The sequence below is a fragment of the Magnetovibrio sp. PR-2 genome, assembly GCF_036689815.1.
In the GTDB taxonomy this organism is placed as follows: Bacteria; Pseudomonadota; Alphaproteobacteria; order Rhodospirillales; family Magnetovibrionaceae; genus Magnetovibrio.
The window spans coordinates 158,262-184,604 of sequence record NZ_JBAHUR010000007.1 but is presented as its reverse complement, the minus strand read 5'-3'; the positions used below and the strand labels follow the sequence as shown (position 1 = coordinate 184,604).

31 protein-coding genes are annotated in these 26,343 nt (G+C 54.3%); 14 read left to right on the top strand and 17 right to left on the bottom strand.

Going from position 1 to position 26,343, the window contains the following annotated elements; all coding sequences use genetic code 11:
* Nucleotides 1-12 precede the first annotated feature (12 nt).
* The 3 genes from V5T82_RS10790 to rsmA are packed head-to-tail and all read left to right on the top strand — an operon-like array spanning nt 13 to nt 3,234.
* Nucleotides 13-1,374, top strand: a complete 1,362-nt coding sequence (locus V5T82_RS10790) for a peptidylprolyl isomerase (RefSeq protein WP_332895643.1) — start codon at nt 13-15, stop codon at nt 1,372-1,374.
* Entirely contained in the window at nt 1,371-2,381 is a 1,011-nt protein-coding gene (pdxA, locus tag V5T82_RS10785; RefSeq protein ID WP_332895642.1) for a 4-hydroxythreonine-4-phosphate dehydrogenase PdxA, read from the top strand. Before V5T82_RS10790 ends, pdxA begins: the two co-directional genes overlap by 4 nt.
* 1 nt (nt 2,382) lies before the next feature.
* Entirely contained in the window at nt 2,383-3,234 is an 852-nt protein-coding gene (rsmA, locus tag V5T82_RS10780; RefSeq protein WP_332895641.1) for a 16S rRNA (adenine(1518)-N(6)/adenine(1519)-N(6))-dimethyltransferase RsmA, read from the top strand.
* Nucleotides 3,235-3,615: 381 nt separating this feature from the next.
* On the opposite strand, the gene gmk is transcribed toward rsmA, so the two are convergent.
* The 3 genes from gmk to V5T82_RS10765 all read right to left on the bottom strand — a co-directional run bounded on the left by gmk (nt 3,616) and on the right by V5T82_RS10765 (nt 7,010).
* Complete coding sequence (gene gmk, locus V5T82_RS10775; protein ID WP_332895661.1) at nt 3,616-4,230, bottom strand: guanylate kinase; 615 nt, start codon at nt 4,228-4,230, stop codon at nt 3,616-3,618.
* Between the two features lie 133 nt (nt 4,231-4,363).
* Nucleotides 4,364-6,028, bottom strand: coding sequence for a PAS domain-containing sensor histidine kinase (locus tag V5T82_RS10770; RefSeq protein ID WP_332895640.1), 1,665 nt, complete (start codon nt 6,026-6,028; stop codon nt 4,364-4,366).
* 91 nt (nt 6,029-6,119) lie between these two features.
* On the bottom strand, nt 6,120-7,010 hold the full coding sequence (locus V5T82_RS10765) for a YicC/YloC family endoribonuclease (protein WP_332895639.1): 891 nt from the start codon (nt 7,008-7,010) through the stop codon (nt 6,120-6,122).
* Nucleotides 7,011-7,110: 100 nt separating this feature from the next.
* On the opposite strand from V5T82_RS10765, the gene V5T82_RS10760 reads away from it, so the two are divergent.
* Entirely contained in the window at nt 7,111-7,872 is a 762-nt protein-coding gene (locus V5T82_RS10760; protein ID WP_332895638.1) for an SDR family NAD(P)-dependent oxidoreductase, read from the top strand.
* 37 nt (nt 7,873-7,909) lie between these two features.
* On the top strand, nt 7,910-8,263 hold the full coding sequence (locus V5T82_RS10755; protein WP_332895637.1) for a Rap1a/Tai family immunity protein: 354 nt from the start codon (nt 7,910-7,912) through the stop codon (nt 8,261-8,263).
* An 11-nt stretch (nt 8,264-8,274) separates the two neighbouring features.
* On the opposite strand, the gene mltG is transcribed toward V5T82_RS10755, so the two are convergent.
* From mltG to V5T82_RS10720, 7 genes are all read right to left on the bottom strand, one after another.
* Complete coding sequence (mltG, locus tag V5T82_RS10750; RefSeq protein WP_332895636.1) at nt 8,275-9,261, bottom strand: endolytic transglycosylase MltG; 987 nt, start codon at nt 9,259-9,261, stop codon at nt 8,275-8,277.
* Between the two features lie 23 nt (nt 9,262-9,284).
* The gene (gene fabF, locus V5T82_RS10745) at nt 9,285-10,550 is read right to left on the bottom strand and encodes a beta-ketoacyl-ACP synthase II (RefSeq protein WP_332895635.1); all 1,266 of its coding nucleotides are present in this window, start codon (nt 10,548-10,550) and stop codon (nt 9,285-9,287) included.
* 117 nt (nt 10,551-10,667) lie between these two features.
* Nucleotides 10,668-10,901 (bottom strand): acyl carrier protein, encoded by a 234-nt coding sequence (locus tag V5T82_RS10740; protein ID WP_332895634.1) that lies wholly within the window; start codon nt 10,899-10,901, stop codon nt 10,668-10,670.
* 221 nt (nt 10,902-11,122) lie between these two features.
* Nucleotides 11,123-11,860: a 3-oxoacyl-[acyl-carrier-protein] reductase gene (gene fabG / locus V5T82_RS10735; RefSeq protein ID WP_332895633.1), complete on the bottom strand. Its 738-nt coding sequence runs from the start codon at nt 11,858-11,860 to the stop codon at nt 11,123-11,125.
* Between the two features lie 51 nt (nt 11,861-11,911).
* Nucleotides 11,912-12,850 (bottom strand): ACP S-malonyltransferase, encoded by a 939-nt coding sequence (gene fabD / locus V5T82_RS10730; RefSeq protein WP_332895632.1) that lies wholly within the window; start codon nt 12,848-12,850, stop codon nt 11,912-11,914.
* Nucleotides 12,851-13,165: 315 nt separating this feature from the next.
* Entirely contained in the window at nt 13,166-13,561 is a 396-nt protein-coding gene (locus V5T82_RS10725) for a hypothetical protein (RefSeq protein WP_332895631.1), read from the bottom strand.
* Nucleotides 13,551-14,402: a TIGR04255 family protein gene (locus V5T82_RS10720; protein ID WP_332895630.1), complete on the bottom strand. Its 852-nt coding sequence runs from the start codon at nt 14,400-14,402 to the stop codon at nt 13,551-13,553. Before V5T82_RS10720 ends, V5T82_RS10725 begins: the two co-directional genes overlap by 11 nt.
* A gap of 132 nt (nt 14,403-14,534) precedes the next feature.
* Between V5T82_RS10720 and V5T82_RS10715 the strand changes: the two genes are divergently transcribed.
* Complete coding sequence (locus V5T82_RS10715) at nt 14,535-15,251, top strand: DUF1223 domain-containing protein (RefSeq protein ID WP_332895629.1); 717 nt, start codon at nt 14,535-14,537, stop codon at nt 15,249-15,251.
* A 139-nt stretch (nt 15,252-15,390) separates the two neighbouring features.
* Nucleotides 15,391-16,584 carry a GGDEF domain-containing protein gene (locus tag V5T82_RS10710; protein ID WP_332895628.1) on the top strand — a complete coding sequence of 398 codons (1,194 nt, stop codon included), beginning with the start codon at nt 15,391-15,393 and terminating at the stop codon, nt 16,582-16,584.
* 3 nt (nt 16,585-16,587) lie between these two features.
* Here V5T82_RS10710 and V5T82_RS10705 read toward each other — a convergent pair whose 3' ends face one another.
* The 5 genes from V5T82_RS10705 to V5T82_RS10685 form a co-directional block, all read right to left on the bottom strand.
* A complete protein-coding gene (locus tag V5T82_RS10705) occupies nt 16,588-17,166 on the bottom strand; it encodes a PD-(D/E)XK nuclease superfamily protein (RefSeq protein WP_332895627.1) in 579 nt (192 codons plus the stop codon).
* 10 nt (nt 17,167-17,176) lie between these two features.
* Complete coding sequence (locus V5T82_RS10700; RefSeq protein WP_332895626.1) at nt 17,177-18,034, bottom strand: DNA adenine methylase; 858 nt, start codon at nt 18,032-18,034, stop codon at nt 17,177-17,179.
* 251 nt (nt 18,035-18,285) lie between these two features.
* Nucleotides 18,286-18,525, bottom strand: coding sequence for a PD-(D/E)XK nuclease superfamily protein (locus V5T82_RS10695; protein WP_332895625.1), 240 nt, complete (start codon nt 18,523-18,525; stop codon nt 18,286-18,288).
* Nucleotides 18,526-18,679: 154 nt separating this feature from the next.
* Entirely contained in the window at nt 18,680-18,991 is a 312-nt protein-coding gene (locus V5T82_RS10690) for a type II toxin-antitoxin system RelE/ParE family toxin (RefSeq protein ID WP_332895624.1), read from the bottom strand.
* Between the two features lie 30 nt (nt 18,992-19,021).
* Entirely contained in the window at nt 19,022-19,207 is a 186-nt protein-coding gene (locus V5T82_RS10685; protein WP_332895623.1) for a hypothetical protein, read from the bottom strand.
* A gap of 293 nt (nt 19,208-19,500) precedes the next feature.
* Here V5T82_RS10685 and rpsF point away from each other — a divergent pair, with 293 nt between their 5' ends.
* The 5 genes from rpsF to V5T82_RS10660 all read left to right on the top strand — a co-directional run bounded on the left by rpsF (nt 19,501) and on the right by V5T82_RS10660 (nt 22,487).
* Complete coding sequence (gene rpsF / locus V5T82_RS10680; protein ID WP_332895622.1) at nt 19,501-19,944, top strand: 30S ribosomal protein S6; 444 nt, start codon at nt 19,501-19,503, stop codon at nt 19,942-19,944.
* Nucleotides 19,944-20,171, top strand: a complete 228-nt coding sequence (rpsR, locus tag V5T82_RS10675) for a 30S ribosomal protein S18 (RefSeq protein WP_332895621.1) — start codon at nt 19,944-19,946, stop codon at nt 20,169-20,171. The genes rpsF and rpsR overlap by 1 nt, the downstream gene beginning before the upstream one ends.
* A 51-nt stretch (nt 20,172-20,222) precedes the next feature.
* The gene (locus V5T82_RS10670) at nt 20,223-21,263 is read left to right on the top strand and encodes a DUF2232 domain-containing protein (protein WP_332895620.1); all 1,041 of its coding nucleotides are present in this window, start codon (nt 20,223-20,225) and stop codon (nt 21,261-21,263) included.
* Nucleotides 21,264-21,301: 38 nt separating this feature from the next.
* Complete coding sequence (rplI, locus tag V5T82_RS10665) at nt 21,302-21,949, top strand: 50S ribosomal protein L9 (protein WP_332895619.1); 648 nt, start codon at nt 21,302-21,304, stop codon at nt 21,947-21,949.
* 124 nt (nt 21,950-22,073) lie between these two features.
* On the top strand, nt 22,074-22,487 hold the full coding sequence (locus V5T82_RS10660; RefSeq protein WP_332895618.1) for a CBS domain-containing protein: 414 nt from the start codon (nt 22,074-22,076) through the stop codon (nt 22,485-22,487).
* A gap of 79 nt (nt 22,488-22,566) precedes the next feature.
* On the opposite strand, the gene V5T82_RS10655 is transcribed toward V5T82_RS10660, so the two are convergent.
* Together V5T82_RS10655 and V5T82_RS10650 are read right to left on the bottom strand one after the other, a co-directional pair.
* A complete protein-coding gene (locus V5T82_RS10655; RefSeq protein ID WP_332895617.1) occupies nt 22,567-22,851 on the bottom strand; it encodes a GIY-YIG nuclease family protein in 285 nt (94 codons plus the stop codon).
* A gap of 138 nt (nt 22,852-22,989) precedes the next feature.
* Nucleotides 22,990-23,358, bottom strand: a complete 369-nt coding sequence (locus V5T82_RS10650) for a hypothetical protein (RefSeq protein WP_332895616.1) — start codon at nt 23,356-23,358, stop codon at nt 22,990-22,992.
* Between the two features lie 189 nt (nt 23,359-23,547).
* On the opposite strand from V5T82_RS10650, the gene V5T82_RS10645 reads away from it, so the two are divergent.
* Entirely contained in the window at nt 23,548-25,206 is a 1,659-nt protein-coding gene (locus V5T82_RS10645; RefSeq protein WP_332895615.1) for a replicative DNA helicase, read from the top strand.
* Nucleotides 25,203-26,339: an alanine racemase gene (gene alr / locus V5T82_RS10640; RefSeq protein ID WP_332895614.1), complete on the top strand. Its 1,137-nt coding sequence runs from the start codon at nt 25,203-25,205 to the stop codon at nt 26,337-26,339. Before V5T82_RS10645 ends, alr begins: the two co-directional genes overlap by 4 nt.
* The last annotated feature ends 4 nt before the right edge of the window (nt 26,340-26,343 follow it).

The following is a 26,343-nucleotide window of genomic DNA, read 5'->3' as shown; positions in this document are numbered from 1 at the left end:
AGCATCCGTCATATGATTGTTTGTGTCGGCGGCTTAGACGAAGTAAGGGTAAAAATGTACATAAGACGCATACAAATCGGCGAGCTTTCCAACCCGTTTGGGCTCCGTACTGGTTTGCACTTTGTGTTCCTTTTGGCGTTTTCAGTGATGTTTTTGACACCACAGCAATCCCCAGCCCAGGGCGGTTTAGGGATTGCCGCCGTCGTCAATGATGAAGCGATTTCCGTTCTCGACTTAAATTCACGGATTGCCTTGGTGTTGGAATCCACGAAAATCCCCAACACCGCGCAGGCCCGCAACAAGCTTGCTCTGCAAGTTTTGCGTGGATTGATCGACGAAAAGTTAAAGCTGCAAGTCGCTGCAAAGGCAGGGATCAAGGTCACTGAAGCCAGTATTGAGGCCGCAGTCGCCGAGATCGCCGGGCGCAACAAAATCTCTTCAGACCAGCTTGCCCAACATCTCATCAGTATCGGCTCTCACATCAGCTCTTTGCGCACAAAACTGGAATCCCAGCTGGTGTGGAATCAATACGTCCTGCGCAAACTTTCGCGCTCCATCACCATCGGTGATGAAGAAATCAAGGACGAAATCCAACGCATCCAAAACAGTGCCGGAAAGCCCGAGTATTTATTGGCGGAAATTTTTCTGCCTGTAGACGCCCAAAGCCCCGATAGCGAAATGCGGGACTTGGCGCAACGCCTGATGCTCCAACTCCAGCAAGGTGCCAGTTTTTCGGATCTGGCACGTAACGTGTCTCAAGCGCCCTCCGCAGCTCTCTCGGGCGATCTGGGGTGGGTGCAATACGCCAACCTAGATCCGGATTTACAAAAGATAATTCCCGAAATCCCCCCCGGCCGCGTAAGTAAGCCGGTACGTTTGCCCGATGGATATTACTTAATCATGGTGCGAAAGGTCCGCGCCAGCCCAGGGCTCTCAACCCGTGACGCGATGTTAAAACTGTCGCAATACCATGTGCCAGTCGTGAAAGGCACACCGCCCCAGCAACTTCAGCAGATCAAAGCACAGCTCAGTGCGACGACCCGCTCGATGACCACGTGCCAGCAAATGAACGATGCCGGGGTGCGTTCAGGATCACTGATGTCGGGCTCTCTTGGTGAGATGAAATTTTCCACCCTTCCTGCGAATTTCAAAACGGCTTTGTCGAACTTAAAGCCGGGACAAAAAACCCAGCCCATCGAAACGGGCGGTGGCTGGGCCGTGATGATGGTCTGCGAACGCGTCGACGAAGGTGCCAACATGGAAAAGGTCCGCAAAGACATTCGTCTTCGTCTCAAACGCGAACGCATCGAAGTCACAGCACAACGCACCCTGCGCGATTTGCGTCGCGATGCCTTTGTGGATGTGCGCTTATGAACAAACAGCCGCTCGCTGTGACGATGGGTGACCCGGCGGGTGTCGGGGGCGAGATCACCTTGAAGGCCTGGCTGGCGCGCAGCTCCCAAAAGCTGGCGCCTTTTTTTGTTTTGGATGACCCGGGACGGCTCATCTCACTGGCCAAGCTGTTGAACCTAGACGTCCCCATCCGACGTGTTGAGACACCGACGGAGGCCGAACTGCATTTCGACACCGCCTTGCCGGTGATCAGCCTCCCCTTGGCCGTTCCCCCCGTCCTTGGCACGCCATCCCCCGAAAATGCGAAGATGACCATCGGATCGATTGAACGCGCCGTTGAGCTGGTTCTCAGGGGCGAGGCCAGCGCCGTGGTCACCAATCCCATCGCCAAGGAACCGCTCTACGATGCGGGCTTCACCTTCCCCGGTCATACCGAGTTTCTGGCCCATCTCGGTGGGCTTTCAACCCCACCCGTGATGATGCTGGCGTGTGATCATTTACGTGTGGTCTTGGCAACGGTTCACGTTTCCATTTTGGAGGCGGTCCAGCAGTTGGATGGCGATAAAATTTGCGAAGTGGCGCGCATCACGCATGATGCTTTAAAACGCGATTTCGGTATTCAGAACCCCACCATCGCCGTTGCGGGCCTCAACCCGCATGCGGGCGAAGGTGGCGCCATGGGCCGTGAAGAAATCGAGATCATCACTCCAGCCGTCAAGACCCTTCAAGCGCAAGGCATCAACGCGATGGGCCCCTTCCCGCCCGACACCATGTTCACAGCCAAGGCGCTGCCGACCTTTGATGCCGCGCTGTGCATGTACCACGACCAAGGCTTGATCCCGCTCAAAACCCTGGATTTTGAACGCGGCGTCAACACCACACTCGGCCTCCCCTTTGTGCGAACCTCGCCCGATCACGGCACCGCCTTCGACATTGCGGGGCATGGAAAAGCCTCCCCTGAAAGCTTGATGGCGGCGATGAAGATGGCCGACGATATGGCCACCGCCCGCGCGCTTGGGGAGGACTGACATGGCCAAAGAGACCATAGATGCCCTTCCCCCCCTTCGCGACATCATTGCCGAACATGAACTGGCCGCAAAAAAGCAGTTGGGTCAAAACTTCTTGTTGGATTTAAACCTGACATCGCGGATCGCACGGACGGCCGGGGACCTGTCAAACACAACTGTGATCGAAGTGGGTCCAGGACCGGGTGGTTTGACCCGCGCAATATTGGCGGCCGGCGCCAAAAAGTTGGTGGCCATAGAACGAGATGAGCGCTGCATTGATGCGCTGAATACCTACCTCGCACCAGCCTATCCAGATCGTTTCCATGTGGTCTGTGGCGATGCCTTGGAACAAGACTTCGAAGCCCTTGCCCCCGCACCACGGCGGGTCATGTCCAACCTGCCTTACAACATCGCCACACCGCTGTTGATCGGCTGGCTGAAACGCATCCATGACGATCCGGACGCATTTGAAGGCCTGACTTTGATGTTCCAATCCGAAGTGGCCGACCGCATTACGGCTCAACCACGGACAAAAGCCTATGGGCGACTTTCGATCATGAGCCAATGGCTCTGTCACGTGCGGCTCGAATTCAACATCGACAAGCGCGCCTTTACACCGCCGCCCAAAATCCAGTCAACGGTGGTTACCCTCACGCCACGCGACAAGCCATTGGTTGACGTTGATTGGAAAGCTATGGAAAGCGTCACAGCGGCGGCCTTTGGTCAAAGGCGCAAAATGCTGCGCCAAAGTTTAAAATCATTAGGCCTGAACCTGAAGAGCACCGGCATCCTTGAAACAGCGCGCGCTGAAGAACTTGGGGTGGAAGAGTTTGGTGTACTGGCCCATGCGCTGAACACCAAGGACAGTCTATAGCCTCATCACCTGAACAAATCACAACCGCACGCTACACTTGGCTGCATGAATATTGGCAGAATCAACTGTATTCATACTTATATACTCCGTTAAAAATGGAAATGAATTGGCGGCCAGCAAGGCCCCTTTTGCGTTTTTATTGTTTTGCCAAACGCAAAAGCTTTGCCATACCCATCGCTGAAAAATCTGTGTTGAGGGAACTCATTCTTGGAAAAGGGAATTGGCGTTCATAATGACATTTCCATGGCCGCGTATCGACGTTCCCAAAGAGGACGTCTGCCATCTTGTCGCCAAGATGGAGTTATACCCCGAAGTCGAAAACGTTGAAGTCACTGAACAAGAAGACGGAACCTACACGCTCGTGCCCAAACGCAGGGAAAATCAGGTGTCCATGCCTTTACCGCAGAGCTCCCGGACAAAATCATAGAGCCCTTCGCGACGATCCTTCTTCAAGCGTTCTGCGGTCAAGATCGCCTGCACTTGGCTCACACTTTCTTCCACATCCACATTGACGACAATATAGTCGTACTCTTCGTAGTGCTTCATTTCATCTGCGGCCTTTGACATGCGTTTTTTGATCACGTCTTCGGGGTCTTGAGCGCGGGTACGCAGGCGGCGTTCCAGCTCTTCTTGGGACGGCGGCAGAATGAAGATGCGCACCAAGTCGTTGCGCGCCCTACCGTGAAGCTGCTGCGTGCCCTGCCAGTCCACATCGAACAGCACGTCACGACCACTGCTGAGTGAAGCCTCGACCGGGCCACGCGGTGTACCGTAAGAATTGTCGAAAACAGTGGCGTGTTCGAGAAACTCGTCATTTTCCACCATGGTGTGGAACTTGTCTTTGTCCAGGAAGTAGTAATCCTTGCCGTCTTCTTCGCCCGGGCGTGGTGGGCGGGTCGTTGCAGACACCGACATGGTGAGTTCGGGCTCGCGTTCCAACAAAGCACGTGAAATCGTGCTCTTTCCTGCACCCGACGGTGACGATAACACCAACATCAGGCCACGGCGTTTGATATTTTGCGGATCGCTCAAGGTTTCAACTCTTCACTTCTGGAACTGGTAAAACGATTCGGCTGCTATTTTACCCAATTCCCATAAGGGCGTGTTAAAAAAGAGCTCGGCTCAGGACCTAGTGAAGTGGCTCTACGCCAGCTTCTGGGGGGAAATGCAGGGTGACGTCCGTCCCCTCACCAGGTGTGCTCGACACAATCAACTCACCACCGTGCAAGTCCATGATTTGGTGGCTCAAGGACAGGCCCAGCCCAGTACCCTGGTAGCGCCGGGCCAACGATGAACCATGAACTTGTCGAAACGGTTTGAGTGCAATTTCGATTTGTTCTTGAGACATACCGATGCCGGTGTCACGAATAACCAAATTGTGCCCACCCGCATTGCACCGGTTGAACACTGTCACGCTACCTTTTTCTGTAAACTTGATGGCATTGCCGACCACATTGATCAAAAGCTGTTTGATGCGCGTCTGATCAATGACCATCTGATGCAGCTCTTGCGTTTCGTTGATCAACTTAATGCCGCGACCTTGAGCTTGAATCTCAAGCAGATCCAAGACGTCATCAACGATTTCACCCATATAGACCAAGTCCTTATAGAGTTCGAACTTGCCGGCCTCAATCTTCGCCAAATCCAAAATACCGTTCACGGTTTCCAGCAACAAGCGACCGCTGTTGGTGATGAGCGATGAATATTCTTGATATTCAGGGGGCAGCGGCCCTTTGATTTCGTAGCCCATCATTTCCGAAAACCCGATGATGGAATTCAATGGTGTGCGGAGCTCGTGGCTCATGTTCGCCAAAAACTCGGACTTCGCTTGATTGGCATAACGCGCCGCATCCAAGGCGCGTTGCATCTCGCTTTCCATGCGCAGCCGTTCGGTAATGTCTTGAGCGATGCCTTCCACAGCAATGACATTTTGCGTTTCGTCAAAGACCGGGCGTTCCAAAACTTCCAATGTTCGTTTGGATCCGTTTTTGTGCAAAATTTCAACTTGATAGGCGGGCTGTTGCTCACCGCGTATACTCATCTTCGTATGATATGCCACACGGTCGTTAAGTGGAGCGTCCGTAACATACGTGTCAAAACGGGTTAAGAAATCTTCTGGGCTGTAGCCCAAAATCGGCGTGATTGAGGGGCTGACATACGTGAAAACACCATCAACATCGTGGGCATACAAAAAATGTGATTCCAGTCCGTTCACCATACGCCGATAATGTTCCCGGTTCGATCGAATGCGTTTGGCGTCTTCTTTGTGACGGGACAAGGACAAAAACAGCATCACCACCAACAACGCTAAACCCGCACCGCTCGCGGCTAAGATGAGGATAATCGTCTTGCTGTTTTCGCGGATCTTTTCAGTTTGTTCCGCCACCATGTCTTCCAAGCGCGTTTGGTAATGCCACAAATCGTCCTGAAGGGCGCGTTGCTTGGAAATGTCATGGATCACGGAATGCAGCAAGACCTTGCCGTCGAAATTCAACGGCATGGAATGGACTTCGACGGTACGGATATCACCGTCCGCAAGCTTGTGCCGAAAGATGAAAAAGTTCCGTCCCTGCTCTGCCGCCAGCTGGCGTTCTTCGCCAACTTGCTGAGCCGTAAGCTGGTTGATGTCTTGGATGCTCATGTCCTCGAGCTGGGACTTCGGATAGCCATAAAACCGCGCCGCGGCAGCGTTCGCCCGCTCGATCCGCCCGCTTTTCGGATCAATCAGCAACATCACGGCATTGTGCTTTTGAAACGCCAACTCGAACGGAGGCTCTGCACGAACATCCGTCATAAGCACATACATGCACACCAGTGCATAGATTGGAATTTTAATCGCTCCCCACATATGCGGAGTTTATCATATGATGATATAGATAAAAGGTTTATTCGATGTTTTGAACTTGTTCGCGAAACTGTTCGATCACGGCCTTCAATTCAAGGCCAACGCGGGTGAGTTCCGTGTCGGAAGATTTCGAACACAAAGTGTTTGCTTCGCGGTTGAACTCTTGGCACAAAAAGTCCAAACGCCGACCGACGGGCTCGTCCTCGGCCAGCAAGTCGCGAGCGGCCGCGATATGCGCGCTGAGACGGTCCAACTCTTCGCGCACATCCGCCTTGGTCATGACGATGGCCGCTTCTTGGGCCAAACGATCCGGGTCCAGGGTATCCACGTCTTCCACCAACTGTGCCACCTGATCGACCAGACGCTGGCGAATGGCTTCGGGTTGCATGGCGGCGAGGTTGGCGGCTTCTTCACTCAAGCTTTCGATCACGGCCAGTTGATCATGCAAAACGCCGCCCATGCGCGCGCCTTCCGCGTCACGGCCTTCGGACAGTTGATCTAACAGCTGATCCAGCCCCATGAGCAGATCCACTTCCAGGGCTTGCGCATCTTCCGCACTGAATTCGTCGTCGGATTGTTCCAAAACACCGCGCAAGGCCAAAATACCGTCAACGGAAGGCGGTTGGGCATTCGGCACTTTATCTTGGATGGCCGTTGCCGCTTCAAGAACTTGCGCCAAGACATCCTCGTTCAAACTCACGGTGGCCTGAGACTTGGTCCAATTGATGTCGAGATTCAGCGACACATTGCCCCGCTTAAAGCGCTTGGTCACACGCTCCCGCGTTGAGGCGTCGATGAAATCGAAGCCGCGCGGATAGCGCAAGCGTATGTCCAAACCTTTGCCGTTGACGCTTTTGGCTTCCCAGCCCCAGGTGCATAAATCCGTCGCACCCTCAGCCCGGGCGAAGCCCGTCATGGATGAAATGCTCACTTCGATCCCCTTTGTCTCAAGTGTATTTTGTTATACAGCCCCCAAGCACCGTCAACAAGGCGGGCTTATCATTTGCCCCAAAGTCGTGCAGGATAGGGACATGAAGCATCCTCAATCCATACTCATCACAGGGGCCAGCAGCGGCATCGGCGAAGCGTTGGCGAACAGTTACGCGGCTGACGGGGTTCACCTCACACTCACGGGTCGCGACAAAGCCCGCCTTGAGCAAGTCGCCGAAGATTGCCGAGCCTTAGGCGCAAACGTCATGGCCCATAGGGTAGACGTAACAGAGCGAGAAAAAATGGCGGAGCTGATCGCACACGTCGATCAGACGCACCCGCTTGACCTGGTCATCGCGAACGCTGGGGTGTCTGCAGGCAGTGGAGGCCTTGGCGAAAGCGAAGAACAAGCCCGCTTGATTTTCGACGTCAACGTGGGTGGTGTGCTCAACACCATATGGCCCGCCATCGAACCCATGAAGAACCGTGGACACGGCCAAATCGCGTTGGTGAGTTCCTTGGCGGGCTTTATGGGCCTTCCGGGCGCACCCGCCTATTCCGCCACAAAAGTTGCCGTCAAAGCCTATGGCGAAGCGCTTCACGGCGCTCTCAAGCCTGACGGCATCGCGGTCAGTGTGATTTGCCCAGGCTTCGTCAAAAGCCGCATCACGGCCAGAAACAATTTCCCCATGCCGTTATTGATGGACGCGCCCAAAGCCGCCAAGATCATCCGGCGCGGGTTGGAGAAAAAGAAACTTTCCATCATCTTCCCAAGGCGCTTGGCATTCTTGACTTGGCTGACGAGCATCTTCCCCCCAGCCTTGCGCATATGGCTGATGAGCCGTGCGCCCAAAAAGGACTGATCAGTGCTATACTGGAGGCATGGTGAGGAGGTGTGAAATGAAGACATCAATGCATTACCTCTTGGCGCTGGGGTTGGTGTTCGCGACACCCGCTGTGGCCACCGATGCCTTCAGCGGGGCCGAGGATTTGCGCGGGTGGTGTTCGTCCATGGATCAGGACGACGTACATTGGGGCTTGTGCGTGGGCTCCGTCGCCGCTGTGCACGACACCGTCATGACCTATCAATCGTTCGAAGAGATGCGCCAAGTCATCTGCACCGGACCTGATACGTCCCGTGGAGATCTGGTGATCACCGTGATGGAGTACATGGAAAACAATCCAGGCACCTTGGAATACAGTCTGGGAGATGTGGTCTTTAGTGCGCTGCGCGAGGCCTATCCGTGCCCATAATCACATCGTGATTATGGCGCGCGCTGACGTTTGATTTTGCGCCATTTCGCGACGTTGCGATTGTGTTCTTTGAGGGTCTTCGCAAACACGTGTCCGCCCGTCCCATCCGCCACAAAGTACAAGGCGTCCGTGTCCGCAGGATGGATCACGGCAGCCAACGACGCACGTCCCGGATTGGCGATGGGGGCGGGCGGCAGGCCCTTGATCTTGTATGTGTTATAGGGGCTGTCGACTTTCCAGTCCTGGCGCGTTAAGGCCCGCCCCAGCGCCCCGCCACCGTCGGTGAGCGCATAGACCACCGTCGGGTCCGATTGCAGCCGCATGCCCTTTTTCAAACGGTTCAGAAACACGCCTGCGATCATCGGACGCTCGGCCGCCACGCCGGTTTCTTTTTCAACAATAGACGCAAGGACCAAGATGGACTTAATGTCTTTGAGAATGAAACCGTGTGGACGCTCATCCCACAGTTGAGCCAGCACATCCCCCATATCGTCAGCCATGCGCGCAATCAGGTCGTCGCGCCTATCGCCCCAGGAATAGTGATAGGTTTCGGGCAGCATCCAGCCTTCTTCGGGGATCAACGAAATTCCACCCGTCAGGCCTTTGGCGTCTTGAACAGTCAGCAGGGCTTGCGTAACGGTCAGGCCTTCGGCAATGGTCAGCTTTCGCACCACCGTCTTGCCACTTTCCAAGATGTCCAAGATTTCAGCGATGCTGGCTTTGGCCGGGATCGCAAATTCACCGGCACGCAGCTTGGTATGGGCATTGGTGTAACGGGCCCAAACGCGAAAGACCAAGGTGTCTTGAATTATGCCTTCGGTTTTCAATTGGCCGGAAATGGCAGTCACGCCCAATCCAGGCGTGATGCGGATGTTTGCCGGAAAATCGCTCAGCCCCGGAGCTTGGGCTTTGTTTTGGATATAAAAGAAAGCGCCCCCGCCGGCTATCAAGCCGGCGAAGGCAATAGAAATCAGAGCTGACAGGACGCGTTTGATCAACTGTCCCGCCCCCAGCCTGTGTCTTAGTCGAACGCTTTGACGATCAAAGATGCGTTGGTGCCGCCAAACCCAAATGAGTTGGACAGCGCCGCGCGCACTTTGCGTTCTTTGGCTTGGTGCGGAACCAAGTCGATGTCACAGCCTTCGTCCGGGTTGTCTAAGTTGAGCGTCGGCGGAACAATGCCGTTCTTGACCGCAAGGATCGAGAAGATCGCTTCAACCGCGCCTGCAGCACCCAACAAGTGGCCGATGGCCGATTTGGTGGACGACATGGAAATGTTGTCGACAGCCGGACCGAACGCTTTTTTGACCGCGCCCAATTCAATCACGTCGGCCATGGTGGACGTGCCGTGTGCGTTGACGTAGTCAATGTCTTCGGGGTTCATGCCCGCGCGTTTCATTGCTGCGGTCATGCACCGGAATGCACCGTTGCCGTCCGGGGTCGGCGCGGTAATGTGATACGCATCGCCGGTCAAACCGTAACCCACGACTTCCGCATAAATTTTCGCACCGCGGGCTTTGGCGTGTTCCAGTTCTTCCAGAACCACAACACCCGCACCTTCACCCATGACGAAGCCGTCACGGTCTTTGTCCCACGGACGCGAACCAGCGGTGGGGTCGTCGTTGTAGCTGGTGCACAGGGCCTTGGCTTGGGAGAAACCCGCCATGCCGATGCGGCAGCATGCGGCTTCTGCACCGCCTGCGACCATCACGTCGGCGTCGTCCAACATAATCAAACGTGCCGCGTCACCGATGGCGTGGGCACCCGTCGAACAGGCCGTCACAACCGCGTGGTTGGGGCCTTTGAAACCGTATTTGATGGACACTTGGCCGGACACCAAGTTGATCAAGCTGGCCGGGATAAAAAACGGGCTTAAGCGGCGCACGCCGCCACCTTCTTCGCAATCCACGGTTTTGGCACCACGTGCGATTTCCGGCAAACCACCGATACCAGACCCGATCAGCACGCCTGTACGGAACTGGTCTTCGTCTTCTTCCGGTTTCCAGCCACTGTCTTGTACAGCTTGCTGAGCAGCAGCCATGCCATAGACAATGAAGTCGTCTACGCGGCGGCGCTCTTTGGGCGTAATGTAGTCATCGGCGTGGAACAAGCCCTCGCCTTCACCCATTGGCACTTGCCCTGCGATTTTGGCGGGGATATCCGAGACATCAAAACTTTCGATGGCGGCAATGCCGGATTGGGCATTGATCAGTTTGTTCCAAGAGTGTTCGACACCGTCAGCCAACGGCGAAACCATGCCCAAACCGGTAACAACAACACGACGCATACTAAAACCTCGTCAATTGTGACGTCATTGCTGGGGATATCCCAGTTGTGAGAAAAAGGCGGGGGACAGCGCCCCTTTTGGGATCACGTTCCCCCGCCTTTAAATTCTCATACGAACTTAGGTGTTCGCGGAGATAAAGTCGATAGCATCCTTGATGGTCAGGATTTTTTCGGCGGCATCGTCAGGGATTTCGCAACCGAACTCTTCTTCAAAAGCCATAACCAATTCAACGGTGTCCAGGCTGTCTGCGCCCAGGTCGTCAATGAAGCTTGCGTTTTCAGCAACTTTGGATTCGTCCACGCCAAGGTGTTCGATCACAATTTTCTTAACGCGGTCTGCGACATCACTCATGTCTGAAATCCTCGAATAAAACGTTGTATTTACAAAAGAATCCTTGCCAAGCACATCGATCGGGCACTCCTGTTCCCCAACCACCGATCCGCACGGCACGGAGTCTTAAACTCACGGCTCCCCAAAGCGGGAAGCACCGTTTCGTAACATACTTTCTCAGCCATTGCCAGTACCCGAAAAGGCTTTGTTTTTCAGGTGATTTTATAGGCTGATCAGTATGCTTAGATCATCGCCATTCCGCCGTTGACGTGAAGGGTCTGACCCGTGACGTAATTGCCTTCGTCACTGGCCAAATAAACCACCGCAGAGGCGATGTCTTGCGCTGTGCCCATGGCACCCGACGGAATGTTGCCCAAAATGGCTTGCGTTTGCTTCTCATTGAGTGCTTCGGTCATCGGCGTCGCGATAAAACCGGGGGCGACACAGTTGACCGTGATGCCGCGCGCGGCGACTTCTTGGGCTAAGGATTTGGACATCCCCACCAAACCGGCCTTAGACGCACAATAGTTGGCTTGGCCCGGGTTACCCGTGGTGCCGACGATGGACGTGATGGAAATGATGCGCCCGCTGCGCGCCTTCATCATGCCCTTCAAGCAGGCCCGCGACAGCTGGAACGCAGACTTCAGGTTCACGTTCAAGACCATGTCCCAGTCTTCGTCCTTCATGCGCATGGCAAGGGTGTCACGCGTGAGGCCTGCGTTGTTGATCAAGATGTCGACGCCGCCCATGGCTTCGGTCGCATCTGCGATCAATTGCTCCGCCGCACCTTCTTCACCCAAACGCGCAGGCGTGACGTGGGCGCGTTCGCCCAGTTCGTCAGCCAACGCCTTCAGCGCGTCTTCGCGTGTGCCGGACAGCGCAACGTCTGCGCCCTGGGCGTGCAAAGCTTTGGCAATGGCCCCGCCGATGCCGCCGGACGCGCCGGTGACCAGGGCTTTTTTACCGCTCAAATCAAACATGGATTTCCCCCAATGGTTTGAGAATCAAATTCGTTGAAAAGATTGTGCCGCTTAGAGCGCGCCGAGGAAAGCCTCAATATCGTCCGGTGTGGCGATGTTGGAGCCCTCGATCGCTTTGTTGCGGCGCACCAGCCCCGACAGAACCTTGCCAGCACCCACTTCGACCAGCTGATCCACGCCCAAGCTTTCCATCTTGGTCATGGTTTCGCGCCAGCGCACAGTGCCCGTGACTTGCTGGACCAACAGCTTTTTAATTTCTTCCGGGTCCGTGGTGGGCTCAACGGTGACGTTGGCGATGACCGGAACGACAGGCGCGTTCATGGTCGCATTGGACAGCGCTTCTTCCATCGCATCCGCTGCGGGCTGCATCAAAGAACAGTGGAACGGGGCGCTGACGGGCAGCATCACGGCGCGCTTAGCACCTTTTTCCTTGGCGATAACAGCTGCGCGTTCAACCGCAGCCTTGGAGCCGGAGATCACGACTTGACCGTCGGCGTTGTCGTTGGCGCATTGGCAGACTTCGGTGTCGGTGGCAGCCTCAGCAGCAGCGGCGGCAGCCGTGTCCCAATCCAGGCCCAACAGGGCGGCCATGGCCCCCTCGCCCACCGGAACGGCAGCCTGCATCGCAGCACCACGGGTGCGCAGCAGTTTCGCCGCGTCACCGACAGAGAACGTGCCCGCAGCAGCCAGGGCCGAATACTCACCCAAGGAATGCCCAGCCACATAAGCGGCCTGTGTCGCCAGATCGAAGCCTTTGTCTTTCAAAACGGCAAACGTCGCCAAGGACACAGCCATCAAGGCGGGCTGGGTGTTGGCGGTCAGCACCAATTGGTCTTCGGGACCGTTAAAGATGGTGTCGGACAGCTTTTCGCCCAACGCGTCATCCACTTCGTCAAAAACAGCCTTCGCGGCGGGAAAAGCGTCATAGAGCTCTTTACCCATGCCGACAGCTTGTGAACCTTGCCCCGGAAAAACCAATGCACGTGCCATGTATGCCTCCCTACATATGGAGTGATGAAAATCAGTTGGGTGTTCCTACACCAGTGCCTGAAATAGTCAAGCGCAGGTGCTCTAAATGCCAACAAGAGCTAACATGTAGTTTTGCGCATCGTACGAATTGAGACACCCGGAGCATCGTCGTGGGCCCCATAGCACGTTAATCTTTGTCCGCTTTGTTCACCTATTGGAATTTCGCCGGGCAAAACCAATTTATGGTTATAATGGTCGCACATGACCACTGCGCCGTAACATTTTATGTTACGGACATTGTCGATCTCATCAAAAAAGTTAGACTTTTTGGGCCTCTTAGTCATTGCACAAGTCTCGAAGCGCACCTTCTTTGACGAGGGCGTCCTGAGCATCCATGACACAAACAATATCAATCTTCAATTCTTCAGAAAGCTGGGTAGGCAAGAACGATTTACCCTTATGTTTCTTCTGAAACGCAAGCACCAATTTCATAGCATCTTCTATGGGAATAATCGGAAAAGACCGTGAAGTGTCTTGAACCGCAGACTTGTTTTCAATTTGCTGCTGCAGCCGACGGAGTTCCTGCTTCACTTTTTCAAGTTCTTGTTCCTGCCTCAAAAACAACTTAACGACCGCATTGGCGGGGAAGACATCATCATCCTCTTCTTCATCCCAAGACGCGTCATTCTTGACATAAGACATATTCATGGGATGCACTAACTCATGTGTCATCTATACGCCTCCATACCTTGTGCGCTTTTTTAGAAGTAAACGAAGCAAACGCTCGAATCACATACTGGCGAGCAAAGTCCGAAAAGTCACCAACGGCCTTGATCGTTGGCTCCAACGGTGCCCCCCGAGCCGATAACACAAATCTATAGTACGGCTCATCCGTCTCCACCAACGACCTAGGTTCTAACGAAATGTGCAAACGTCCAAGGGGCACCTGATCTTCCCCACACATCAAGTAGGACGTGCGAATGTCCACTTCTTCTGGCTGGCCGAGGAAGTCGTCAGACGTCCTCCCTGACCAAGGGGCGATAAAGTCTGCTACTTTGGCATGGCTACTGGCACCAGTTTCCCGTCCAACCGCATTAACATATGTGACTTCACATTGATTGGGCACAAGCTCACCGATTTCATTGGCTTTTAAGAATGCAATAAACTTCTTTAAATGGCGTTTATACTTTTTGATGACATCTTCGTACCTAGGGTATTTTTCGCGTTTTTTTGTCTGTCTCCAATTAAATACAAATTTATCATTTTGAATTTGAATTAATTCAGTGCCCTTTTTGTTATAAAACCAGTGTCGAACTGGGGGAACACCTTGCAGAATTGATATTCCTGTTTCCCCCTTCTCGGGCTTGCCAAACTTTTCAATTACATAGGGAAGTGGAGCTTTTTGCTCAGCACTCGGGTACTGTTTGCGATAACTTTCTTCCCAAAGTCGGCCAATGTGAAAGGGGTTCAAGCCTTGAATTGGCTCAAATTGCACAGAAATTGCAACCTCGCTTACAGGAGGACTTTCAAAATCTGGTTTTTTAGCAGGCCACTCTGGCAGTGATGCGCTCACACTAGATGTCATTGAATCCGAATCCTCTAATCTTCACCTATGATGCATGCTTGATTTCACTGGGTCAAAAAAATCTGTTCTACGCCCCTAAAGGATCAACCGGATGTAACTTATCTCAAGATTGGGGCGAATATGAAGACCATGAGACCTTTACACCTGATTTTCGGCGTTTTCGCCGCGTTTTCGCTCTCCTCAGCGCAAGCCGAGACAGATCTCACGACCCCGGCACCCGTGGTCGTGGAGCTGTTCACTTCACAAAGCTGTTCTAGCTGCCCGCCTGCGGACAAGCTGTTGGGCAAGCTTGCGCAAAACCCCAACGTGATCGCGTTCAGCTGTCACGTGACCTATTGGGATCATTTGAACTGGCGCGACACGCTGAGCCGTAAGTTCTGTACCGAGCGCCAACGCGCCTACGCCGCCTTCATGAAGTCGCGCCAAATCTACACCCCCCAGATGGTGGTGAACGGCGAGCATGGGTTTGTCGGCTCGAACCGCTCCGACGCGCTAAAATATATGTCCTCTTCCGCGGTGGTTGGGATCGAATTGCAAGCCCAAGACGGCGTTTTGGTTGCCCGTATGCCCGATTTGGGCAAAAGTGCAGAGGCGCAGACCCTATGGCTGATCCGCTATCACGACAGCCACACCCAAGACATCCCGTCGGGCGAAAACCGGGGCCGTACCATCACCTACACCAACTCCATCGAAACCTTGGACCAGGTGGACACCTGGGACGGAACGGCCGTGGAATTGCGTTTTGAATTGCCAGAAGGCGAAGCCCAAAACCCAGGTTTCGCCCTGCTCGCCCAACCCCAAGGCTTTGGGCCGATCTCGGCGGCTGGCCGACTTTAGAACCATTTTAGAAACACTTATCCCCACGGACAGAGCTAGACCTGGGCCTCAATATGTCTGATAGTGGCACTGTTGTCATACAATAAGATGATCGACCAGAGACGCCGCAATGAGCGATGTGGGCAGAGGGATGTAAACTGTGATCGAAGACTTTGTGCGCTTTTTGAAAAATCCTTTAAAGGTCTTTAGCCTGTCGCGCGAAGATTTGGATCAGTTGATCCACGCGGGCAACCATTCTCACTACGTCGATCGCCACCGCGCCGGAATCATGATCGAGCGCGTGCGCGTCGTCGCGGCCGCATTCTCTTTGCTGACCTTTGCCTGGATCGGGCTCGATTACATTGCCTTTGAGCACGACACCTGGGTGACGCTGGCCATCATGCGGGTGATTTCGACCTTGGTGTTTATCGGCTTGATCTTGCCGTGGAATTTTGAAAAACACCTGTCCATCGGCTTTGTCATGTTGGTGCTGTTGATGTTCAACCCGCCGATCTTTTACGTGGCGTCGCACGTCCTGTTCCAAGGCGAAGAACTGAGCACGTTGGGCACGCTGATCACCACCGTCTACACCATGCTGCCCTACATCATCATCGCCGGTCTTTCGATTTTTCCGCTGACCGCACTGGAAGCCGTGCTGTTTGCGCTGCCGGTTATTTTGATGACCGTCATCACGCCGCAATGGGCGGGAACGGGCACGGTGACGGAAAGCTTGGCCACCGTGTGGATTTTGGTGCTAATCTTGGGCATCTATCTGATGGCGGGCATGAGCCAGCTGCATTCCATGATCTCGTTGGTACACCGGGCGTCCAAAGACCCGCTCACCGACCTGCTTACACGACGCACAGGCGCGGAGATCATCGATCTCTACTTCCGCATCTCAACCCTGCACAACACACCATTTTCGGTCGTTTTTATCGATCTGGATCACTTCAAATCCATCAACGACAACTACGGCCACGAAGCCGGCGACGCGGCGTTGAAACACACCGCCCATATGCTCCACGACTACCTACGACGATCCGACGTTATTGTGCGCTGGGGTGGCGAAGAAATGGTCGCCGTCCTGCCCAACACGGACATGGACGGCATCAAGTTGATCTTGGAACGGGTCCTCAAAGACTGGTTCGGCCCCCGCCCCGACGGCAAACCGCTGACGGCCAGCATCGGCGTGGCAGAGCGCATCTCCGACGACATCGACGACTGGCCCGAACTGGTCGAAAAAGCCGACGGGCGCATGTATCAAGCCAAAAAATCCGGCCGCGCGCGGGCGATTATTTGTGACGATGAAGTGTTGCTGTCCGACGTTCCGGCGAATACGGGGTCGGGGCGCTGACCTTTAGTCTGCAAAGTGCCGGGCCCACGTTTTGAATTCTTGAAAATTCATGACCTCAATCACTTTGCTGTCCGTCATGCTTTTGCTTTGGGCATGATAAGCGGCCTTTTGGCGCAGCCACGCGATGGCTCCGTCACGCCAGCCCGTTCCATCAACGACAAGAACCACATGTGATTCCGGATAGCGGTGCTGTGCATTTTCGAAAAGGTAGACAAGCCGTTCATCCGTAGACCCGGGGCTTTGTTTCCATTTGGCTTCGATGCGGATGGCCCCTGTCAGCTTACCGTCCGCCAACACGAGAAATTCCGAACGTCCCTGCCCGCCGTAAATGTTGGTGTAGGGCGCGTTTGTCAACAAAAGCCGTTTGCCAAACTGGCTTTTGTCATTGGTGTCGCGCCAAGACACATAGGGCACAACGTGAAAATCATAAGAGACAAGCAAATCTTCGATGCGTTGTTCAAAGACCGCCCCCGTCGTGTTCGCGTCCGCATGCGGTTTGACATCTTTGCCCAGGACCGGCTCGACAAAACAAACCAGTGCGCAAACCAGCAAGCCAACCCAAACGGAAAAACGGTATTTCAATGCTCAAGCCTTAATAATTGGTCACGAGGGCTTCTTGCGTCATGTTGCGCTGAGAGCCCTTAGCGCTGAACACGTGACGAATATTAACCCGTTGCACGCGATAGTTACCATACAACTCGTCGATAAAGGGACAAGCCGTATTGGAAACCATAAAACGAACACCGCGCTTGTCCAGGCGGTCACACAGTTCTTTCAGTTTCAATTGCATGTCTGAGCCGAAATTCACGTGGGTATATTCCACCGCCGCGCGAGGGCTTAACGCGTTGGTTTTGGGCACATATGGCGGGTCGAAATAGACGAAGTCGCCGCCTTTGGGCAAGTTTTCGACCATCGTGAAACACCCCTGCCAAATCCGCGTTTGACGTAAAGCGTGGTGGCACGCCAACAGGTTGTCTGCGTCGAATAATGATTTCGGTTGAGGATGGCCAAAAGCATTGTTGGCAAATCCCCGGCTGTTCACCCGCACATGCCCATTGAACGTGGTTTTGTTGAGGTAAATAAAACGGCTGGCCCGTTTGACAGCGTCCCACTGCTGAAAGTCAGGACTTCGGTCTGCATTGCGCAGACGGTAGTAATATTTTTTATCAATAGGATGACGGCGCAAGTCCGACATCAACTCCCACACCTTGTGCTTGACGACGTTGTAGACGTTGGCAACCTCTGGATTAAAGTCCGAAATAAAGGCACCCGGCGGCACATGGTCGAAAAAAACCGCCCCACCGCCGATAAAGGGTTCGAAGTACGTGCCAAATTCGTCGGGCATTGCGGCACGGATTTGGCTGACCAACCGCCGTTTTCCGCCCGGCCATTTGAGGAATGGCTGGGGGAGGATCGGCTGGAACGAAGTGTTGAGTGAGTTTGCCATCATTGATAAATCCTAATTTTGTACAGATTATAGAATATATACCTATTTTGAGCCCTCAATCAAGAAAATATTCTTTCCTCTATAAAGGGCGTGGCTGCGCGATAAATGGGTGAGCTAAAGCCTTCTATGGGCTTGAAAAAGCCGACGGACGCATGTATCAAGCCAAAAAATCCGGCCGCGCGCGGACGATCATTTGCGACGATGAAGTGTTGCTGTCGGACGTTCCGGCGAATACGGGGTCGGGGCGCTGACCTTTAGTCTGCAAAGCGCAGGGCCCACGTTTTAAAGTCTTGATAATTCATGACCTCAATCACTTTGCTGTCCGTCATGCTTTTGCTTTGGGCATGGTAAGCTGCCTTTTGGCGCAACCACGCGATGGCTCCGTCACGCCAGCCCGTTCCATCGACGACAAGAACCACGTGCGATTCCGGATAGCGGTGCTGTGCATTTTCGAAAAGGTAGACAAGCCGTATTGGAAACCATAAAGCGAACACCGCGCTTGTCCAGGCGATCACACAGTTCTTTCAGTTTCAACTGCATGTCTGAACCGAAATTCACGTGGGTATATTCCACCGTCGCGCGTGGGCTTAACACATTAGTTTTTTTTAAAGCTTTGCGGCGGTAAGGGTACACACAACCAGAGCAATCTCAGCGGCTAAATTTGCCTTCAATATCTTCTCTTTGATCGAACACTGCGACGATCTCGATGCCTTCACCACCGTCGTCAGGATCTGTATAAATATCATACAGCGCGACATAAGTTTCATACAACAAGGCGCGTGGGGCACCATCCAGCTCGGGGCGCACCGGCCCCATACGCGGCATCCCCGCTCGCAAGGCAAAAGCTGCTTTAAATTCGATAAGAAAGGGATCTACTGCGCCGGGATTGTTTGAGAAAATATTCAGAGCAATGGCGTCAATTTGATCCTGAGCGAATTCAGAAATAGAAAAATTTGGCATATGGCTGAATATAATAAGGCGACAAAAAGGTTATTTCAAACTGGGCACACTCGTTAGGGCCGCATATTTTTCGCGTAATTCGTCGAAGGCTTCCTCGCCATCTAGAACTGCAGAGCTACGACTTTCCCGCAGCATCTTATTAATATTGTTTATTTTTTTCTGATCGTTGCGCGAACGCACATAATCGTACTCAGGACGGGGCGTACCCTGTCCCATGAAAAACCTCATTGTAGTTGAGTCTGTTTTTCGAGCCATAATACTGAACTTTATCACTGCCAAAGCAACGTCGTCTAGGTCTATTTCAACACCTGTTGAGTTTACGTTCTCTTAAATTGCCCTTTGTGCCGCAACCTTTTTCTATAAATCCCCCTATTGCTTTCTCCTTGAACTCCCCCGCAAACCCTGTATATTGCGCCGCTTCATAGCTCCTTGCCGGGGGACGTCCCTCGGCTATGCCTCACCTGTCATTGGGACAAGGGGGGGCTGAGACAATCCAAGAGGAGGGCAATATGCCTTTTTACGAGAGCGTTATCATCGCTCGTCAAGATTTGTCGACCCAACAGGTCGAAAGCTTGACCGAAGCCATGACCGGCGTAGTCACCGAAAACGGTGGTAAAGTCGAAAAAACCGAGCAATGGGGCCTGCGTTCCATCGCTTACAAAATCAAGAAAAACCGCAAAGGTCACTACACCCAGCTGAGCATGGACGCCCCCGCGGCTGCCGTTTCCGAGCTGGAACGCCAACTGCGTCTGAACGAAGACGTGTTGCGCTCCCTGACTTTGCGCGTGGAAGAAATCGATCAAGAGCCCAGCGCGATTTTGACGGCTAAAGCCAGCCGTGACGAACGCCCGCGCCGTGGCGACCGTGATGATCGTCCGCGCCGTGACGACCGTCCGCGCCGTGATGATCGTCCGAAGCGTGACACCGCTGAAGAAAGCAAAGGAGAAGAGTAATGGCCCGTCGTCCTTTCTTTCGTGGTCGCAAATCCTGCCCGTTCACGGGTCCGAATGCGCCGAAAATCGATTTCCGCGACACCAAGTTGCTGAGCCGCTATGTATCTGAGCGTGGCAAAATCGTGCCGAGCCGTATCACCGCCGTTTCTGCAAAGAAACAACGTGAACTGGCTCAAGCGATCAAGCGCGCCCGTTACCTCGGCTTGCTGCCTTACGTCATTAAGTAAGGTGGGAGCTATGCCGGGGCTGATCACTTCGACTGGCCCCGGCGTTTCGGCATGAAACATACGCTTCTTGCTGTTATGGCCGGGATTTTGAGCGGCGCTTTGGCTCTGGCGAGTATGTCAGGCTCATCGTTCGCCGTCCTTTTCCTGTCCTGGGTGCATCCTCTGCCTTTGTTTTATGCAGGGCTTGCGCTGGGGACCCGACCGGCACTTGTTGCTGCGGCTTCGTCCGTGCTTGTGTTGTCGGTGGTCCACCCACATTTGGGGGCTGTCTTTGGGCTCATATTTGCCGTGCCCGTGTGGGTGACAATCCGGCTTTTGCTGACGGGACCAAGCGGTGCTGTCCGTTCGATCCCGGAAGACCAGTCGCCACGCTCAACGGAAGGACCGGAGACGTCTTCGACCTTCCAAGACCGCATCATCGGTCGCGTGGACGATTGGAACGGCGAGATACAAGGCGCGCCCCGCGATTTGGGTTGGTTCCCCGTAGGGCATGTTTTGGCCGCACAGGCCGCCATCGGTGCCGCTTATCTTTTGGGCACATCGATGCTGACCGGCGGGCATTTGGAACACAACGTGACGGAAGTGCTGAACGCTTTTGCCAGCACCGTCGCAGGCGCTCAAGGGGCGGACGTGCTCCAAGACGCCATCACGCGTATGGTCCCGTACTTCCCCGGCTTGTTTGTCGGGATGTGGATGTTGTTGGGACTGGTTTTGAATATGGTCATGGCCCAAGCGCTGTTGGCCAAGGGCGGACGAAACATCCGCCCGACACCGAGATTTCGGGAACTCACCCTTCCCGATGTGCTCAGCTGGGCCCTGGTTGTCTGCGCCTTACTGGCGTTGGTGAGCCCGGGCGAAATCGGCTACGTCGCGCGCAATGCTACCATTGCCCTGACGATACCGTTTTTCATGCTGGGGCTTTCGGTGGTGCACAAATTGGCGGGGATGACCCCGCTGCCGGGCGCTATTTTGGCGCTCACGTATCTGGTGATGATCTTTACGGGCTGGTTGGCCTTTCTCATCGCTGGTATTGGAATTTTGGAACAATGGGTCGGTTTACGCAAACGCATGGACCGCCCCGACGAACACTAAACCTTTAGACCGCTCCCAGAGGGAGCTGGAGGAACACTATGGAAGTCATTCTGCTTGAACGCATCGAAAAGCTCGGCCAAATGGGCGACATCGTCAAAGTCAAACCCGGTTATGCCCGTAACTTCTTGCTGCCGCGCCACAAAGCGCTGCGCGCCACGGAAGCCAATAAAGCTCACTTCGAAGCGCAACGCGCTCAGTTGGAAGCCAACAACTTAAAGCTTCGCGAAGAAGCCGACGCGGTTGCCACCAAACTGAACGGCCTGTCTGTCACCTTGATCCGTCAAGCTGGCGAAGCTGGTCAATTGTACGGTTCCGTCAACGCCCGCGACATCGCCAACAGCGTGACCGAAGCCGGCTTCACCGTGACCCGTAACCAAGTGAAATTGGCAGACCCGATCAAGTACTTAGGTCTTTACGAAGTCAGTGTTTCTCTGCACCCGGAAGTTTCCGTCTCCGTGACCGCCAACGTTGCGCGTTCCGAAGACGAAGCCACCATCCAAGCCGAAACCGGCAAAGCCGTCACCGGTGGTGATGAAGAAGCCGATCAAGAAGCGGCTGCTGAACTGGAAGCCATCTTCGAAGAAGGCGCTGCGGAAGCGGCTGCGGAAGAGCTGGCTGCTGAAGACGGCGAAGACGCACAAGACGCGCTCATCGCTGAAGCGGCTGAAGAAGAAACCGCTGAATAAGCGACCTCTTCTCGCACACCAAAACGGCGCGGTCCTGACGGATCGCGCCGTTTTTTTATGCGTACCCATTTCATTCATATGACGTTATTGTGAATGTCCGAAACAACACACCAGGGGGAATGGGATGATCTTTAAAAACGTCGAACAGCTGCTGGCCGTGCGCAAACCGATTTCGGTTGCCTTAAACGATACGGTCCAAGACATCGCCGAAAAAATGGCCCTCACCGATGAGCGCGCCGTTGCTGTGGTTGAGGATCAAAAGGTGGTCGGCATCTTGTCGGAAAAAGACATCGTGCAAAAATGCGTCGCCACGGGTGGTGACGCCGCTCAAACACAGGCCGCATCCATCATGACGCCGAAACCGGTGACAATTGACGCCGGGGCTTCGGTCGTTGAAGCCATCGACAAAATGGTCGGCAGCGGCTTTCACCATCTGCCCGTGATCAAAGACAACGATTTCATCGGCTTGATTTTCGCCGACGATGTCCCGGAAGAATACCGGATGCTGTTGGAGCGTTATAAGGAATTGAAGGGCTAGTGGTGCTCAAAATACCGTCGCTCCCGCGTTTGCGAAGCTGGCGGAACGCCTAAGCGGGAATCCAGTTTGGCTTACCCATCTAGACGTCTTCGGATAAGTCGCGCCAATCTGGATTGTCTTTTTCGATCAGCTCCAACTTCCAAGCCCGCCGCCATTTTTTAATCCGCTTTTCGCGGACAATGGCGTCTTCCATGGTTTCGAGGAATTCCGCATGAACAAGCGTATGTAAGCTGTGCTCCTTAGAAAACCCATCCACGGCATCTGATTTGTGCTCGCTGATCCGTTTTGCGAGGTTGCTGGTCACACCAACATACAGCGTACCGTTTCGTTTGTTGGTAAGGATATAAACGCAAGGTTGCTTCATGGTCTGAGTATGTCGCATACATCGCATCTGGGCACCCGCTTTCGCGGGTGCGACGGTGTTTTATTTAGACCCACCGTCATTCCCACCCCCCACCGTCATTCCCGCGAAAGCGGGAATCCAGTCGGCTGTATAAGACCGTCACCAACCCTGATCAATATGCTCTTGTCTAGATGAAATGCTATAAAACTCTTCATAAGATGATGCCCAATTAGGGCTCTTTAAGAGCACACCAACAATAAATTCTACTTCCCAAGCTTCACGTCCGCGTTTACGCGCCACGTGTTCATAGTCATCGTTTCCATACACAATACATTCGATATGTACTTGTCGGATCCATGCCCAACCGCCGCTATTGGTTTCTGGATCAAATGCAAAGCAATCGAGGACTTTGCTAGCATAATCCCAGCTATATTCGTAAGCCTGCTCAAACTGAACACGATATCTGCTTTCTAGATATCGAATAAGTTCAAGCATATCAAATGTGGGCTCTATATGTTTGTTCGCCATCCAAACACCTCTAAGCTACAAAATACAGTAGCACACTTTCGCAAATGGTGAATATATGGTACCATTCACAAGATATGGTAGCAAGCCGGCACGCAAGCCATATTTGACCACCTAAACGCTACTTTTTTGAGGTTTTCCCCAACTTTCACAGCCTGGGAATTACAAGTTCGTAACGTATGGTCTTGCCCCATGAGCAACGAAAACGACAACACACCCGACCAACCGGATATGCCTGAAGCGCCGCCCGTGCAAGACATGGGCGATTATGAGCCGATCAATCCGGACGAGGCCTTTGCGCCCCCCCACCCTGCACATGGGGATATCGACGGCTCCAACGCCGCGCCGAAGGTGGTGGTCGACAACACCCTAAGCAAAACCGAAGCCGAAGAGCTGCCAAGCTTTCGCACCCTGCCCCACAATATCGAGGCCGAAAAGGCCCTGCTGGGGGCTATCTTCACCGACAATCGCGCTTACGAGCGCGTGTCGGAATTTCTGCTTCCGGACCATTTCTCTGTTCCTGAGCACGGCAAGATTTACGACGCGCAGTGCCGCTTGATGGAAAACGGCCAAATCGCCGATCCGGTGACGCTGGCGGGTTTCTTCGAAGGCAATGACGAACTGGCGACCATGGGCGGCAAGCAGTATCTGGCCGAACTGGCCATGAGCGCAGTCACCATTATCAACGCGGGCGAATACGGGCGCATCATTTACGACCTGCACATGAAGCGCGAGCTCATTCACCTGGGCACCGACATGGTCAACAACGCCTATGACCAAGGCGTGCAGGAAACTGCCACCAACCAGATCGAACGCTCCGAACAACAACTTTACGACCTGGCCACCCAAGGCGATGCCGAAGGCGGCTTTGTCGATTTCCGCCAAGCCGTTTTGGAAGCCGTGCACATGGCCGAAGCCGCCCACAAACGTGACGGCGCGTTGGCGGGTGTCACCTCGGGCATGACCGACCTGGATAAAATGCTGGGCGGTTTGCACAACTCGGATTTGATTATCCTGGCTGGACGTCCATCCATGGGTAAAACCGCCTTGGTCACCAACATTGCGTATAACGCTGCGTACTCGTATCTGAAGTCCGGCGGCGAAGAAGGTGCCGTCGTGGGCTTTTATTCGTTGGAGATGTCGTCCGAACAATTGGCCGCACGTATTTTGTCCGAACAGGTTGAAGTCTCGTCGTCAAAAATGCGCAAAGGCGAATTGGCCAACGACGAGTTCACCCGTTTGGTTGTCGCGTCCCAAGAACTTCACCGCATTCCCCTGTTCATCGACGACACGCCTGCGCTGACCGTGTCCGCCCTGCGCACCCGCGCGCGGCGTTTGAAGCGTCAGCACAATCTGGGCATGATTGTGGTGGACTATTTGCAGCTGATTTCTCCACCGCCCGGCAAAAGCGACGGGCGCGTGAACGAAGTGTCTGAGATCACCCGTGGTCTCAAAACCTTGGCGAAGGAACTCAACGTTCCGGTGATCGCGCTTTCCCAGTTGTCGCGTACTGTGGAAAGCCGCGATCCGCCACGGCCGCAATTGGCTGATTTGCGTGAATCAGGCTCCATTGAGCAAGACGCCGACGTGGTCATGTTTATTTACCGCGAAGAGTATTACATGGAGCGCAAAAAGCCGTCCCGGCGCATGGACGAAGACGAAAGCAAGTTCTTCGACCGCGAAGCCAAGTGGCAAGACAGTTTGGATTCTGTGAAAAACACAGGCGACGTCATCATTGCCAAGCAACGTCACGGTCCCATCGGTGATATCAAGCTGGCCTTTATCGGCGAGTTTACCCGCTTTTGCGATTTGGACACGCACCATCCCGCATACGAAGGACCCGGCGGTTGAGCGATCCCCTTTCCACGCCTCCCCTCAACACTCCCGAGGCCCGGCGAGCCGGCGCGATTTTGACCATCGACTTGGACGCGCTGGTGTCCAACTGGAAAACCTGCGCAGCCCAAGCCCCAAACGCCGAAACCGCCGCCGTGGTCAAGGCCGCGGCGTATGGTACCGATGCTTCCAAAAGCGCCAAAGCTTTGCAAAAGGCCGGCTGCAAGACGTTTTTCGTTGCCTCCGTCCAAGAAGGCATCGACCTGCGCGCGGTCTTAGGACCCGCGCCCGCCGTTCACATTTTCAACGGTCTGATGAACGGGGCGGAGCGCGACTATACTGAATTTAACCTCACCCCAGTGCTCAATTCCTTGGGCGAAGTCGAAGCCTGGGGCGCATACGGCACGGGACTTGGTGAACCACAATCGTGCGACATTCACTTCGACACCGGCATGGCGCGGTTGGGCTTACCCCAAGACGAAGCCGCTAAGCTTCTGTCCAACCCTGAGCACCTGTCACACATCAAACTCGACATGATTTTGAGCCACTTGGTGAGTGCCGAAGACGCTGACAATCCCTTGAATGCAGAACAACTTTCGCGTTTTCAAGGGCTCACGTCACAGTTCCCCAGCGCGCGCGGCGCGTTCGCCAATTCATCCGGTATCTTTTTAGGCGCAGACTATCACTTCGACGTGACCCGCCCGGGCGTGTCGCTCTATGGCGCCAACCCAACGCCGAACAAGCCCAACCCCATGGCCCAAGTTGTTCGTTTGCAAGGCAAAATCCTGCAAGTTCGTACAATTGACACCCCCCAAACCGTGGGCTACGGTGCGACACATCAGGCACTGGGGGAAGAACGCATCGCCACGGTATCCGTGGGTTATGCAGACGGGTATCTCCGCTCTCTCTCCAGCTCTGGCGTCGCCTATATCGGCGATCAGGCCGTGCCCGTCGTTGGACGGGTGTCCATGGACTTGATCGGCTTGGACGTCAGCGCCGTACCTGAAGAATTATGCCGTCCGGGCATGTTGGTGGACCTCATCGGTCCCCACAATCCGGTGGACCATGTGGCCGAACGTGCAGGCACGATCGGCTATGAAATTTTGACCAGCCTGGGCGCGCGCTATCACCGCATTTACCTGGGCGGTTGAACAA

Bases quoted from the DNA above. Each gene is read 5' to 3' on its own strand.
- V5T82_RS10790 (WP_332895643.1), top strand. From the start codon at position 13: ATGATTGTTTGTGTCGGCGGCTTAGACGAAGTAAGGGTAAAAATGTAC.
- pdxA (WP_332895642.1), top strand. From the start codon at position 1,371: ATGAACAAACAGCCGCTCGCTGTGACGATGGGTGACCCGGCGGGTGTC.
- rsmA (WP_332895641.1), top strand. From the start codon at position 2,383: ATGGCCAAAGAGACCATAGATGCCCTTCCCCCCCTTCGCGACATCATT.
- gmk (WP_332895661.1), bottom strand. From the start codon at position 4,230: ATGTTGGTGTTATCGTCACCGTCGGGTGCAGGAAAGAGCACGATTTCA.
- V5T82_RS10770 (WP_332895640.1), bottom strand. From the start codon at position 6,028: ATGACGGATGTTCGTGCAGAGCCTCCGTTCGAGTTGGCGTTTCAAAAG.
- V5T82_RS10760 (WP_332895638.1), top strand. From the start codon at position 7,111: ATGAAGCATCCTCAATCCATACTCATCACAGGGGCCAGCAGCGGCATC.
- V5T82_RS10755 (WP_332895637.1), top strand. From the start codon at position 7,910: ATGAAGACATCAATGCATTACCTCTTGGCGCTGGGGTTGGTGTTCGCG.
- fabF (WP_332895635.1), bottom strand. From the start codon at position 10,550: ATGCGTCGTGTTGTTGTTACCGGTTTGGGCATGGTTTCGCCGTTGGCT.
- V5T82_RS10740 (WP_332895634.1), bottom strand. From the start codon at position 10,901: ATGAGTGATGTCGCAGACCGCGTTAAGAAAATTGTGATCGAACACCTT.
- fabG (WP_332895633.1), bottom strand. From the start codon at position 11,860: ATGTTTGATTTGAGCGGTAAAAAAGCCCTGGTCACCGGCGCGTCCGGC.
- fabD (WP_332895632.1), bottom strand. From the start codon at position 12,850: ATGGCACGTGCATTGGTTTTTCCGGGGCAAGGTTCACAAGCTGTCGGC.
- V5T82_RS10725 (WP_332895631.1), bottom strand. From the start codon at position 13,561: ATGACACATGAGTTAGTGCATCCCATGAATATGTCTTATGTCAAGAAT.
- V5T82_RS10715 (WP_332895629.1), top strand. From the start codon at position 14,535: ATGAAGACCATGAGACCTTTACACCTGATTTTCGGCGTTTTCGCCGCG.
- V5T82_RS10700 (WP_332895626.1), bottom strand. From the start codon at position 18,034: ATGATGGCAAACTCACTCAACACTTCGTTCCAGCCGATCCTCCCCCAG.
- V5T82_RS10690 (WP_332895624.1), bottom strand. From the start codon at position 18,991: ATGCCAAATTTTTCTATTTCTGAATTCGCTCAGGATCAAATTGACGCC.
- V5T82_RS10685 (WP_332895623.1), bottom strand. From the start codon at position 19,207: ATGGGACAGGGTACGCCCCGTCCTGAGTACGATTATGTGCGTTCGCGC.
- rpsF (WP_332895622.1), top strand. From the start codon at position 19,501: ATGCCTTTTTACGAGAGCGTTATCATCGCTCGTCAAGATTTGTCGACC.
- rpsR (WP_332895621.1), top strand. From the start codon at position 19,944: ATGGCCCGTCGTCCTTTCTTTCGTGGTCGCAAATCCTGCCCGTTCACG.
- V5T82_RS10670 (WP_332895620.1), top strand. From the start codon at position 20,223: ATGAAACATACGCTTCTTGCTGTTATGGCCGGGATTTTGAGCGGCGCT.
- rplI (WP_332895619.1), top strand. From the start codon at position 21,302: ATGGAAGTCATTCTGCTTGAACGCATCGAAAAGCTCGGCCAAATGGGC.
- V5T82_RS10660 (WP_332895618.1), top strand. From the start codon at position 22,074: ATGATCTTTAAAAACGTCGAACAGCTGCTGGCCGTGCGCAAACCGATT.
- V5T82_RS10655 (WP_332895617.1), bottom strand. From the start codon at position 22,851: ATGAAGCAACCTTGCGTTTATATCCTTACCAACAAACGAAACGGTACG.
- V5T82_RS10650 (WP_332895616.1), bottom strand. From the start codon at position 23,358: ATGGCGAACAAACATATAGAGCCCACATTTGATATGCTTGAACTTATT.
- V5T82_RS10645 (WP_332895615.1), top strand. From the start codon at position 23,548: ATGAGCAACGAAAACGACAACACACCCGACCAACCGGATATGCCTGAA.